Raw genomic sequence first — 12,179 nt, forward strand, 5'->3', positions numbered from 1 at the left:
GGGTAGCCTGTTTGTTAAGGTGGCGCCCATTAGATTGCTATCGCAGGCAAGCCAGCTCCCACCCTTGACCTCGTTCCCGCATGAGCATGCGGTCAACATGTGGGAGCTGGCTTGCCTGCGATAGCGTCAGTCCAATCACCACCCCTTTCAAGGAAGAACCTCTCCATGGGCAACCCCCTGGCCGGCATCGGCATGGACTCCAACCGCTCCCAGTTCATGGCGCGCCAGCGCATTGAAAGCCAGATCAACCTGCCGCGCCTGTTTGCGGCCATCGACGCCGACCCCGGGATTGTCGGCGCGGGTGTGGTGTATATCGATGCCGACTTCAACATCGTCACCCTGCGTGAATTCAAGCCCATCTGCAGCATCCAGCCCAAGCGCATCATCCTGCGGGAGGCGCAAAACTACGTTGCGCCGACACAGTTCGCTCAACATGTGGCGAGCAATCCGAGAGAGTCCAGGCTGATCGGCGAGGCGGTGAACACCGGGATCTCGTGCCTGGGCGCGGTCATCAGTTGGGCTGCGATTGCCAGCGGTACCCTGCTGGTGCCGTTCAGCGCGGGCGCCAGTTCCGTCGTTGTGGTGATAGGCTACGCGGCGGCGGGCGCGAGTTCACTGCAGTGCATCAATGGCCTTGCCCGCACGACGCTCGAGGTGGCCAAGCCCGAGGTCAACGATTGGCTCGACAGCGAAGGCTGGTACCAGAATGCTTCCATCGTGCTCGACGCAGCGTCGCTGGTCGGCGTGGGCGCTTCGACCCTGACGACGGTCAAGCTGGTCAGGGCCGCCAAAGCCTCGACGGGCAAGAGCCTGCGTGAAGTGCTGCGCGGTTTGAATCGCCAGGAAAGAGCCAAGCTGACCAAAGAACTGTTGAGCATCAACGATCCCAAATTGACCTCGAAGCTACTCAAGCTCAAGCAAGCGTCGGGTGAGCTCACCAAGCGTTTCACCCCCACGCAGCTCAAGCACGGCACAACGACCCAGATCAAGGACGCCCTGAGCGCAGTCATAGGGTTCGGCGGGAGCGCCTACTCCGGAAATGTCAAAACAATCGCGATCGGGCTGTACGAGGAAGCCAAAGAATGGGCGAATTGATGACGCTGCGAGACTTTTTCAAGCATTACTTTCTGACGTTTCTGAGCGGCGTATTTGCGGCGTATTTTTCATTGGCGTTGGCCATGGCGTTGGCGTTCGTCACCTATTTTGATGATGCACCCCTTGCTCAAGTGGGGCTCAAGATCATGCTGGCTGGGGCAGTGCTCACGCTGCTCACGGTGCACAGCAACTTTATGATTCTACGGGGCAAGCCCGGTTGGGCATGGGTGATGGTCGGTCTCTACGCCGCCTGCCTGCTGTTTGTGTTGCCGATGATCCAATACGGCCCTCACCGGGTTCTTTATGGGTTGGCGCTGGTTTTTCCACTGTTCGGGCTGCTGATACTCAACAGTAAGGGGCAGCGCGAGATGCGCGCCAGACTCGTGGAAATCCGCCACCTGCGTCAAGCCCTCGGCGCCCGGCACAAGGCCCGGTGACTGGGTAGATTCACCACCTCCTTTCACACGTTCGCCACAAATATGTGCGGCACTTGCACCATGGCGTCACCGCTGGCGCCGTTTTGGTGCTGTACTGCACCGGGTCTTACGATAAAGCGCAACGACGGCTGCTCTGGCATAAGTCTTGCGCACGTTGTGTCCATGCCCTGGCTCGCAGGAGGCCGCCGTGTCGATTCATGTCGCGTTGCACCACGTCACGCATTACCGCTACGACCGCGCTGTCGAACTCGGCCCGCAAATTGTGCGTTTGCGCCCGACGCCCCACAGCCGTACGCGGATTCTGTCCTACGCGCTGAAAGTGCTGCCCGAGCAGCATTTCATCAATTGGCAACAAGACCCTCAGGGCAATTACCTGGCGCGATTGGTGTTCCCGGAAAAAACCGCTGAACTGCGCATCGAAGTCGACCTGGTCGCCGAGATGGTGGTGTTCAACCCGTTCGACTTTTTCCTTGAGCCCTACGCCGAAAAAATCCCCTTCAGCTACGCGGCCGATGAACAGCGCGAGTTGGCGCCGTACCTGGAAACCTTGCCGCTGACGCCGAAGTTTGCTGCCTACCTGGCCGGCATCGACCGCACGCCATTGCCGGCCGTGGACTTTCTGGTGGGCCTCAACCAGCGTCTTGCCGCCGATATCGGCTACCTGATCCGCATGGAACCAGGCGTGCAAACCCCGGAATTCACCCTGCAAAATGCCTCCGGCTCCTGTCGCGACTCCGCCTGGCTGCTGGTGCAATTACTGCGCAACCTCGGCTTGGCGGCGCGGTTTGTGTCTGGCTACCTGATCCAGCTCACCGCCGACGTCAAGGCACTCGACGGGCCCTCCGGCACCGAAGTGGACTTCACCGACCTGCACGCCTGGTGCGAAGTGTATTTGCCCGGCGCCGGCTGGATCGGCCTGGACGCCACCTCCGGGTTGTTCGCCGGTGAAGGGCATATCCCGTTGGCCTGTAGTCCCGATCCATCCTCGGCGGCACCGATCAGTGGGCTGGTGGAACCGTGCGAGTGCCAATTCACCCACGAAATGTCGGTGGAGCGGATCTGGGAAGCCTCTCGGGTCACCAAGCCTTACACCGAGGAGCAATGGCTGGCGATCCAGGCCCTGGGCCGGCAGATCGATGGCGACCTGCTCAAGCACGACGTGCGCCTGACCATGGGCGGCGAGCCGACCTTTGTCTCCATCGACGACCCCGACGGTGCCGAGTGGAACACCGCTGCGCTCGGGCCGGACAAGCGTCGTCTGTCCGCCGAGCTGTTCCAGCGCATGCGCGCACATTACGCGCCTCAAGGCCTGGTGCACTTCGGGCAGGGCAAGTGGTACCCCGGCGAGCAATTGCCGCGTTGGTCGCTCAATTGCTACTGGCGCCGTGACGGCGTGCCGATCTGGCACAACAGCGCATTGATCGCCGATGAGCAACAGCACTACGGCGCCGACGGCGCCATGGCCGGGCGTTTCCTGGCCAGCGTCGCCGAACGCCTCAAACTGCCTGCGCGCTTTGTATTCCCGGCCTTTGAAGATAATTTCTACTACCTGTGGCGCGAAGGCGCGTTGCCGCAGAACGTCACCGCCCAGGACCCGCGCCTGAGCGACGACCTGGAGCGCGAGCGCCTGCGCAAAGTGTTCGCCCAAGGGCTGGATAAAATCATCGGCCAAGTGCTGCCACTGGCGCGTACGGCGGCCAATGACCGCTGGCAGAGCGGGCGCTGGTACCTGCGCGACAACCATTGCCGCCTGGTGCCGGGCGATTCGCCGCTGGGCTACCGCCTGCCCCTGGCCTCGCAACCTTGGGTCACGGCGGCCGAGTATCCGTTTGTGCATCCGACCGATCCTAACCAGGACCAGCCGGAGCTGCCGGGTACCGCTCAACTGCAAAACCATGGCCAACCCGCACCGAACGATGAGCGTGTGCCAAAAATCGATGAGTCCGCCGATTGGCTGACCCGCACCGCCCTCTGCGCCGAGGCACGGGAAGGGCGCCTGTATCTGTTCATGCCGCCCTTGGAGCGCGTCGAAGACTATCTGGAACTGGTGGCCGCCATCGAGGCGACCGCCCAAGAGCTGCAGTGCCCAGTGTTGCTCGAAGGCTACGAGCCGCCGGCCGATACGCGCCTGAGCAACTTTCGCGTCACGCCGGACCCGGGTGTCATCGAGGTCAACGTACAGCCTTCGGCCACTTGGGATGAGTTGGTGGAGCGCACTGAATTCCTCTACGAAGAGGCGCGGCAAACCCGTCTCACCACCGAGAAATTCATGATCGACGGACGCCACACCGGCACCGGCGGCGGTAACCATTTTGTATTGGGTGGCGCGACGCCCAAGGACTCTCCCTTCCTGCGCCGGCCCGATCTGCTGCGCAGCCTGATCAGCTATTGGCATAACCATCCCTCGCTGTCTTATCTGTTCTCCGGCCTGTTCATCGGCCCGACCTCCCAGGCGCCGCGGGTGGATGAAGCGCGCAACGATGCGCTGTACGAGCTGGAAATCGCCTTTGCGCAAATGCCCGAGCCCGGCGAAGAGTGCCCGCCATGGCTGGTGGATCGCCTGCTGCGCAACCTGCTGATCGACGTGACCGGCAATACCCACCGCGCCGAATTCTGCATCGACAAGCTCTACTCGCCGGACGGTGCCACCGGCCGCCTGGGCCTGCTGGAGCTGCGTGCGTTTGAAATGCCGCCGCACGCGCGCATGAGTCTGACCCAGCAACTGTTGCTGCGTGCCTTGGTCGCGCGGTTCTGGCGCGAACCCTATGCACCGCCGAAACTGGCACGCTGGGGCACCGAACTGCATGACCGCTTCCTGTTGCCGCACTTTATCGAGCAGGATTTCGCCGACGTGATCGCCGAGCTCAACGCCGCCGGCTACCCGCTGCGCGCCGAATGGTTTGCCGCGCACCTGGAGTTCCGTTTCCCCAAGGTCGGCGACTACGCCGTCAATGGCATCGAACTGGAGCTGCGCCAGGCCCTGGAACCCTGGCATGTGCTGGGCGAGGAGGGCGCGGTGGGCGGCACGGTGCGGTATGTGGACTCGTCCCTCGAGCGCCTCCAGGTCAAATTGACCGGGCTGCCACCGCAGCGCTACCTGCTGACCTGCAATGGCATCCCGGTACCGTTGCAGCCCACCGGGCGAGTCGGAGAGTTCGTCGCCGGCGTGCGCTACCGCGCCTGGCAACCGGCCAACTGCCTGCAACCGACCATCGCGGTGCATGCGCCGTTGGTGTTCGATTTGCTGGATACCTGGATGCAACGCTCGTTGGGCGGCTGCCAGTATCATGTGGCGCATCCGGGCGGGCGCAATTACGACAGCCTGCCGGTGAACGCCAATGAGGCGGAGAGCCGCAGGATGGCGAGGTTTTTCCGGTTGGGACATAGTCCTGGAAAGCTTCCGGTGCCTGGCGTGACGATTAATGACGAATTACCGATGACCCTCGATTTACGGCGTCACCCCAATAAAAATGACTGAACGCAATTCAAAATGTGGGAGCGGGCCGGTGTGGGAGCTGGCTTGCCTGCGATAGCATCACCTCGGTTTGCCTGGCACACCGAGGTGCCTGGATCGCAGGCAAGCCAGCTCCCACACAAGTCACACACACTGGATCGCAATGAATTTGAGTTAACCTGAGCCCCCTTGCCCCTGCCGAGCGTTCCATGTCCGATTTGCTCGACCGTTACCCGCTGACCGCGGGCACTTATCACGAACTGCTGGACCACGGCGGCGCGGTGCGTGCCCATTGGCGGCGCCTGCTCGACCACCTGCAACGCAGCACGCCCGCGCAACTGGCCCAGCGCCAGGCGCTGCTGACCCGGCAGATCCAGGAAAACGGCGTGACGTACAACGTTTACGCCGACCCCAAGGGCGCCGACCGCCCGTGGGAGCTCGACCTGCTGCCCCACGTGCTGGCCGCTGATGAATGGCAGCACCTGTCAGCCGGTATCGCCCAGCGCGCGCGCCTGCTCAATGCGGTGCTGGCGGATCTGTATGGCCCGCAACGCCTGATCAAGGAAGGCTTGCTGCCGGCCGAGCTGGTGTTCGGTCACAACAATTTTTTATGGCCGTGCCAGGGCATCCGGCCGCCGGATGGGGCTTTCCTGCACCTCTATGCGGTCGACCTGGCGCGTACGCCGGACGGTCGCTGGTGGGTCACCGCCGACCGCACCCAGGCGCCTTCGGGGGCGGGGTACGCGTTGGAAAACCGCACCATCGTGTCCCGCGCGTTTCCGGACCTGTACCGCGACCTGCAGGTGCAGCACCTCACCGGGTTCTTCCGAACCCTGCAGGAAACCCTGGCCCGCCAGGCGCCCGGTGATGACCAGCCGCCGCTGATCGTGCTGCTTACGCCTGGGCGCTTCAACGAAAGCTATTTCGAACACCTCTACCTCGCCCGCCAGCTTGGCTACCCCCTGGTGGAAGGCGGCGACCTCACCGTGCGCGACAGCACCGTGTTCCTCAAGACCCTCAGCGGCCTGCGCCGGGTGCACGCGATCATGCGCCGCCTCGACGATGACTTCTGCGACCCTCTGGAGCTGCGCACCGACTCGGCCCTCGGCGTGCCCGGCCTGCTCGATGCCGTGCGCCAAGGCAATGTGCTGGTGGCCAATGCCCTGGGCAGCGGCGTGCTGGAGTCGCCTGGTTTGCTGGGATTCCTGCCGAAGATCAACCAATTCCTGTTTGGTGAAGAATTGATCCTGCCGTCCATCGCGACCTGGTGGTGCGGCGAGGCGCCGGTACTTGCCCAGGCGCTGGAGAAACTTCCCGAGCTGCTGATCAAGCCTGCATTTGCATCGCAAAGTTTCGCCCCGGTGTTTGGCCGTGACCTGGACGACGCGCAACGCGAGGCCTTGGCTGAACGCATGCGCGCACGGCCCTACGCCTACGTGGCCCAGGAGTTGGCGCAATTGTCCCAGGCACCGGTGTGGCACACCGTGGATGACCACCTGCAACACCGCGCCATCGGCATGCGCGTCTACGCCGTGGCGAGCGATGACGGCTATCGCGTGCTGCCGGGCGGGCTCACGCGAGTGGCCGCCGAGGCCGATGCCGAGGTGGTGTCGATGCAACGCGGCGGCGCCAGCAAGGACACCTGGGTACTCGGCGAGCGCGCAGCCGGTGCCGAACATTGGCGTGCACAACGTGCAATCGGTGCCCATGACCTGGTGCGCCGCGACCCGTATCTACCGTCCCGCGTCGTGGAAAACCTGTTCTGGTTCGGCCGTTACTGCGAGCGCTGCGATGACAGCGCGCGCTGGCTGCGCATCGTGCTGGCGCGTTATGTGGATGGCGACGATCCATTGGCCTTGCAAGCAGCCGTGGCGCTTGGTGAAAACCTGCGCCTGCTGCCGGAAGAGGGCGAGCTGCCCGAGCGCCTGCTCGCCGCCTTGCTCGGTGATGACTGGCCATCGAGCCTGCGCGCCAACCTGCAACGCTTGCAGTGGGCGGCGTCCCAGGTGCGCGGCAAGTTGTCCCGGGAAAACTGGCAGGCCCTGGTGGAACTGCAGCGCGAAGCCCTGGAGCTGGAAAGCGAGGCGCCGGACTTTGGCGAACTGCTGGATTTTCTCAACCGTCTGGTGATGTCCCTGGCGGCGCTGTCCGGGTTCGCCCTGGACGACATGACCCGCGACGAAGGCTGGCGCTTTTTGATGATGGGCCGTCGCATCGAACGCCTGCAATTTCTCAGCAGCAGCCTGGCGGCATTCCTGCGTGGCGTGGCGGTGTTCGATCAGGCCGGGCTGGAGTGGTTGCTGGAATTGGGCAACAGCAGCATCACCTATCGCTCGCGCTACCTGGCGGTGCCCCAGTTGATCCCGGTGCTCGACCTGCTGCTGCTCGACGAGCAGAACCCCCACGCGGTGTTGTTTCAGCTCAAGCTGGTGAGCCGCACCCTGCGGCGTCTCAACGATGACTTTGGCGTGCCTCGGGAAACCGGCCTCGGGCCGTTGGTGGAGCGCCTGGCGCGCTTCGACCTGGGCTGCCTGGAGAACCCGCTGTTTGGCGAGTCCAGCGTGCGTGCCGCGTTGGACGGTCTGGCCGACCTGTTGCAGGCGGTCGCCGATGAGAGTGGGCAAGTGTCGGACCGCCTGGCGTTGCGCCATTTCGCCCATGTGGATGCGGTCAGCCAGCAAACGGTGTCGGTATGACGAGTGCGCGCTACCAGATTTTCCACGATACCCACTACCACTACGACAGCCCGGTGTCCCTGGCCCAGCAGCTGGCGCACCTGTGGCCACGGCCGTGCGCCTGGCAACGTTGCAGTTCGCAGCAATTGGATATCGTCCCGGAACCGACTTCGCGTCGCGATGAGCTGGATGTGTTCGGCAATCCCATCACGCGGCTGGCGTTCGAACGGCCCCACGACGAACTGCTGGTGAACGCCGGGCTGACCGTGGAGGTGCTGGCGCGGCCGACGCTGGATTTCCAGCAATCGCCGGCCTGGGACCAGACCCGCGACAGCCTGACCTACAGCAGCCAGGCCATGTCCCTTGAGCTGATCGAAGCCTGCCGCTTCCGTTTCGAATCACCCTACGTGCACCTGAAACAAACCTTCGTCGAGTTCTCCGAAAGCTGTTTTCCCGCCGGCACGCCGCTGCTGCTGGGCGTGCAAGCGCTGATGGAAAAGATATTCAGCGAATTCACCTTTGATGCCGAAGCCACTCAGGTCGCTACGCCACTGGTGGAAGTGCTGGAGCGCCGCCGTGGCGTGTGCCAGGACTTCGCCCACCTGATGCTCGCCTGCCTGCGCTCACGCGGCCTGGCGGCGCGTTACATCAGCGGCTACCTGCTCACCCAGCCGCCGCCCGGGCAGGCACGGATGATCGGCGCGGATGCGTCCCATGCGTGGGTCTCGGTGTATTGCCCGATCTCGGGTTGGGTGGATTTTGATCCGACGAATAACGTGCAGCCAGCACTGGAGCACATCACCCTGGCCTGGGGCCGGGACTTTTCCGATGTGTCGCCGTTGCGCGGGGTGATTCTGGGAGGAGGCAGCCATGACCCGGAGGTGCGGGTGACGGTGATGCCGCTGCAATAGCAGGTTGTGACGCTGGCTTGTGTGGGAGCTGGCTTGCCTGCGATGGCAGCGCCCCGGTGTAACCGATAGACCGAGTCGCCTGCATCGCGGGCAAGCCCGGCTCCCACATTAAGCCGGGTTCAGCAGGTACTGCGCTGTTGCTCAGGCCTGAGGCGGTGTTTCAGCTTCGTCACTCGCCACTTCGCCTTCCGCTTCCGGGTTCAGTGCAGCGGCCTCTTCTTCTGCGGTGGCTTTCTTGCGTTGCAGTTTTTCCTCTTTCTTCTGTTCCTTGGCCAAGTCTCTCTGACGTTTGGCGAAGGAGTAATTAGGTTTGGCCATGAGCGGTCCTCTAGGGTCGAAGGTGAGGGTGGCGGCGCGCAGCTGCCTTTGGGCTGCCATGGTAGCAGCTTAGCAGCGTGCTTTGCTTTCACTTACCGCAGGCGTACGCAGCCAGCAGGCCGTTGAACAGTTGATTGAGGTGCATGGCGCGGACTCCGATGGGTGGTGCGCCGATCATAGGCAGGTGGCGGTACTTTGGCTGGTAGATTGTGTTGATAAGTCTGATAGCCTAAAGTTGTATACAATCTGTTGATTCAGATCATAAGAATTTCTGCCTGCTTCAGGCACCCTTTGTCGCAATACGCGTTTTTTAAACCCTGCCTTGGAGATTCACATGTTTGCCAAACTCGTTGCTGTTTCCCTGCTGACTCTGGCGAGCGGCCAGTTGCTTGCCGCAGAGTGCAAGGTCACCGTCGACTCCACTGACCAGATGTCCTTCAACACTAAAGCCATCGAAATCGACAAGAGCTGCAAGCAGTTCACCGTTGAGCTGACTCACTCCGGCAACCTGCCGAAAAACGTGATGGGCCATAACTGGGTGCTGACCAGCGCCGCCAACATGCAACCCGTCGCCACCGACGGCATGGCCGCCGGCATCGACAAGGATTATTTGAAGCCAGGTGATGACCGCATCATTGCCCACACCAAGATCATCGGTGCAGGCGAGAAAGATTCGGTGACTTTTGACGTGTCGAAGCTGGCCGCCGGGACTGACTATGCGTTTTTCTGCTCGTTCCCGGGCCACATCTCGATGATGAAGGGCACTGTGACCGTCAAGTAAGACCGCGTTATCGTTCATCGCAGGCAAGCCAGCTCCCACAGTTGACCGGATTCCAGCATGAGAATGCGGTCGAAATGTGGGAGCGGGCTTGCCTGCGAAAGCGGTGTGGCAGTCAAAGCAAAACTTCCTGACTCACCTCACGGCGCAAACGGCATCACCCGCTTGTGCTCGGTCTTGCGATACGTCTCGCTAATGATCCGGAACGCTTCCTCCCGCACCGGCTCACCGTGCAGGAACGCATCGATCTCGGCATAGGTCACGCCATGTGACGCCTCGTCCGGCTTGCCCGGTGACAGGTCTTCCAGATCCGCCGTCGGCACTTTCTCCACCAGCGACTCCGGCGCGCCAAAGTGCCGCGCAATCGCCCGCACCTGGTTTTTCACCAAGCCGCTCAACGGCGCCAGGTCGCATGCGCCATCACCGAACTTGGTGAAAAAGCCCATCACCGCTTCCGCCGCATGGTCGGTACCGATCACCAGGCCACCGGCCGCGCCGGCGATGGTGTACTGCGCCACCATGCGCATCCGCGCCTTGGTGTTGCCCAGCACGAAATCGCGGGACACCGCCGCCTTGCCTTCAAACGCTGACACTTCATTGGCCAGGGCTTTCACCGCCGGGCCGATGTTCACGGTGTGGCGCTCATCCGGCTCGATAAAGTCCACCGAGGCCTGGGCGTCGAGTTCATCGAACTGGGTTTCATAAGGCAGGCGCACGGCGATAAAGCGGTAGGCCTCATCACCGGTGCTGGCGCGCAGTTCCTGCATCGCACGTTGGGCGAGCAGGCCTGCGGTCAGGGAGTCGACGCCTCCGCTGATGCCCAGCACCAACGCTTTGAGCCCGGAATTTCGCAGGCAATCCTGGATAAAACGCACGCGCCGGGCAACCTCGGCCTCAAGGGCGGCCTGGTCTTTGAACGGCGCCTGGACCTTGAGCTGCTGCGCAATCTCACGCTGTACGGCTTGCATGATTCACTCCTTGCTGGATAGGGCAGGTACTTTGAAAACGTGACGCAAATAGGCGACGAAATTCGGGTCGGTGCAGTGGGTCTTGCCCGCTTCATCGGAAATCTTCGCGACGGGCTGGCCATTGCAGGCGGTCATTTTAAGCACGATGCTCATCGGCTCGACACCTGGAATATCGCAGGTCAGGTTGGTGCCGATACCAAAACTCACGTTGATGCGGCCACGCAGCGCACGGAAAATCTCCAGGGCCTTGGGCAGCGTCAGGCTGTCGGAGAACACCAGGGTCTTGCTCATCGGCTCGATGCCAAGCTTGTGATAGTGGGCGATGGCTTTTTCCGCCCACTGCACAGGGTCGCCGGAGTCATGGCGCAAACCGTCGAACAGCTTGGCGAAGTACAAGTCGAAGTCGCCCAGGAACGCGTCGGTAGTGATGCAATCGGTCAGGGCAATGCCAAGCAGGCCACGGTATTCGCGGACCCAGCAATCCAGCGCGGCGATCTGGCTGTCGATCAGGCGCGGGCCGAGTTGCTGGTGCGCCATGATCCATTCATGGGCCATGGTGCCCAGCGGTTTCATGTCGAATTCACGGGCCAGGTGCACGTTGCTGGTGCCGACAAAACGCCCGGGGAAGTCATGCTTGAGCACGCTGACCACTTCTTCCTGCACCCGGTACGAGAAGCGCCGGCGCGTGCCGAAGTCGGCCACTTGCAGTTCCGACAGCTCGTCGCTGCCGGCGTTGGCGGTCAGCCAGTCGAACTTGCGGTACAGCTGCTCGCGGGCCTGTTCGAGGATCACGGTCTGGTAGCGGTAGCGGTTACGCACTTCGCTGACGATGGCCAGCATCGGCACTTCAAACAGGATCACATGCAGCCACGGTCCGCGCAGGCGGATAAACAGCTCACCGTTTTCGATACCGGTCTGCACGTAGCGCAGGTTGAAGCGGAACAGCCCGAGGAAGCGCAAGAAGTCCGGCTTCATGAAGCTGATGCGTTCCAGGAAACCCAACTGGTCCGGGCTCAGGCTCAGCTCGGCGAGGCGTTCGATCTGGTAGCGGATCTCCGCCAGGTAAGGGCGCAGGTCTTCGCTGTTACGGCAACGGAACTCCCATTCAACTTCCACGTTGGGGTAGTTGTGCAGCACCGCCTGCATCATGGTCAGCTTGTAGAAGTCGGTGTCGAGCAAGTTCTGCACGATGCGATCGGCAAACACACTCTCGCTCATAACGGGAATCTCCAGACGGGTCGACGACGGGCGCCGGCCTTTACGCACAATTGAGGAAGGGAGCTAGTGGCGCATAGACCTGTGTTGTTTTGCCAGTGATTTTTTCAGTGAATCCACTGCCGCCATCGCAGGCAAGCCAACTCCCACAGGTGAATGCATTCCACGTGTGGGAGCTGGCTTGCCTGCGATGGCGGTGGTGCAGGCAAAAAAGAGCTAAACCTGCTCCATCATCCACTTCACAAACTCGCGCACTTTGGGCACTTCCGCCGAATGCTCCGGGTAGGCCAGGTAATACGCATCCTGGCTTGGCATTGCGTGCTGCCAC

General features: G+C 62.3%; 9 protein-coding genes and 1 pseudogene. 6 read left to right on the top strand and 4 right to left on the bottom strand.

The genetic code is table 11. From position 1 onward, the window contains the following. Window positions 1–165: 165 nt before the first annotated feature. The 5 genes from BLL36_RS13240 to BLL36_RS13265 all read left to right on the top strand — a co-directional run bounded on the left by BLL36_RS13240 (window position 166) and on the right by BLL36_RS13265 (window position 8,572). Window positions 166–1,095 carry an NAD synthetase gene (locus BLL36_RS13240; protein ID WP_076951874.1) on the top strand — a complete coding sequence of 310 codons (930 nt, stop codon included), beginning with the start codon at window positions 166–168 and terminating at the stop codon, window positions 1,093–1,095. After that, window positions 1,083–1,532: a hypothetical protein gene (locus tag BLL36_RS13245; RefSeq protein ID WP_076951875.1), complete on the top strand. Its 450-nt coding sequence runs from the start codon at window positions 1,083–1,085 to the stop codon at window positions 1,530–1,532. Before BLL36_RS13240 ends, BLL36_RS13245 begins: the two co-directional genes overlap by 13 nt. A gap of 187 nt (window positions 1,533–1,719) precedes the next feature. Next, complete coding sequence (locus BLL36_RS13250; protein ID WP_076951876.1) at window positions 1,720–5,010, top strand: transglutaminase family protein; 3,291 nt, start codon at window positions 1,720–1,722, stop codon at window positions 5,008–5,010. 185 nt (window positions 5,011–5,195) lie between these two features. Continuing rightward, window positions 5,196–7,682 carry a circularly permuted type 2 ATP-grasp protein gene (locus tag BLL36_RS13260; protein WP_076951878.1) on the top strand — a complete coding sequence of 829 codons (2,487 nt, stop codon included), beginning with the start codon at window positions 5,196–5,198 and terminating at the stop codon, window positions 7,680–7,682. Continuing rightward, on the top strand, window positions 7,679–8,572 hold the full coding sequence (locus tag BLL36_RS13265; RefSeq protein WP_076951879.1) for a transglutaminase family protein: 894 nt from the start codon (window positions 7,679–7,681) through the stop codon (window positions 8,570–8,572). Before BLL36_RS13260 ends, BLL36_RS13265 begins: the two co-directional genes overlap by 4 nt. A gap of 141 nt (window positions 8,573–8,713) precedes the next feature. On the opposite strand, the gene BLL36_RS31025 is transcribed toward BLL36_RS13265, so the two are convergent. Beyond that, a complete protein-coding gene (locus tag BLL36_RS31025) occupies window positions 8,714–8,890 on the bottom strand; it encodes a hypothetical protein (protein ID WP_165448089.1) in 177 nt (58 codons plus the stop codon). A gap of 334 nt (window positions 8,891–9,224) precedes the next feature. Between BLL36_RS31025 and azu the strand changes: the two genes are divergently transcribed. Further along, on the top strand, window positions 9,225–9,671 hold the full coding sequence (gene azu, locus BLL36_RS13270; protein WP_076951880.1) for an azurin: 447 nt from the start codon (window positions 9,225–9,227) through the stop codon (window positions 9,669–9,671). A 137-nt stretch (window positions 9,672–9,808) separates the two neighbouring features. Here azu and nadE read toward each other — a convergent pair whose 3' ends face one another. The 3 genes and pseudogenes from nadE to BLL36_RS30500 all read right to left on the bottom strand — a co-directional run. Beyond that, a complete protein-coding gene (nadE, locus tag BLL36_RS13275) occupies window positions 9,809–10,636 on the bottom strand; it encodes an ammonia-dependent NAD(+) synthetase (protein WP_076951881.1) in 828 nt (275 codons plus the stop codon). Between the two features lie 3 nt (window positions 10,637–10,639). Further along, a complete protein-coding gene (gene pncB / locus BLL36_RS13280) occupies window positions 10,640–11,854 on the bottom strand; it encodes a nicotinate phosphoribosyltransferase (protein WP_076951882.1) in 1,215 nt (404 codons plus the stop codon). Between the two features lie 213 nt (window positions 11,855–12,067). Next, a pseudogene (locus BLL36_RS30500) lies at window positions 12,068–12,179 on the bottom strand (LysR family transcriptional regulator); the annotation flags it as partial.

It is taken from the genome of Pseudomonas cedrina subsp. cedrina, from assembly GCF_001983175.1.
Taxonomy (GTDB): domain Bacteria; phylum Pseudomonadota; class Gammaproteobacteria; order Pseudomonadales; family Pseudomonadaceae; genus Aquipseudomonas; species Aquipseudomonas cedrina.

Excerpts from the sequence above, each read along its gene's own strand:
- BLL36_RS13245 (WP_076951875.1), top strand. The coding sequence starts at position 1,083 with ATGGGCGAATTGATGACGCTGCGAGACTTTTTCAAGCATTACTTTCTG.
- BLL36_RS31025 (WP_165448089.1), bottom strand. The coding sequence starts at position 8,890 with ATGGCCAAACCTAATTACTCCTTCGCCAAACGTCAGAGAGACTTGGCC.
- nadE (WP_076951881.1), bottom strand. The coding sequence starts at position 10,636 with ATGCAAGCCGTACAGCGTGAGATTGCGCAGCAGCTCAAGGTCCAGGCG.
- BLL36_RS13260 (WP_076951878.1), top strand. The coding sequence starts at position 5,196 with ATGTCCGATTTGCTCGACCGTTACCCGCTGACCGCGGGCACTTATCAC.
- pncB (WP_076951882.1), bottom strand. The coding sequence starts at position 11,854 with ATGAGCGAGAGTGTGTTTGCCGATCGCATCGTGCAGAACTTGCTCGAC.
- azu (WP_076951880.1), top strand. The coding sequence starts at position 9,225 with ATGTTTGCCAAACTCGTTGCTGTTTCCCTGCTGACTCTGGCGAGCGGC.
- BLL36_RS13265 (WP_076951879.1), top strand. The coding sequence starts at position 7,679 with ATGACGAGTGCGCGCTACCAGATTTTCCACGATACCCACTACCACTAC.
- BLL36_RS13240 (WP_076951874.1), top strand. The coding sequence starts at position 166 with ATGGGCAACCCCCTGGCCGGCATCGGCATGGACTCCAACCGCTCCCAG.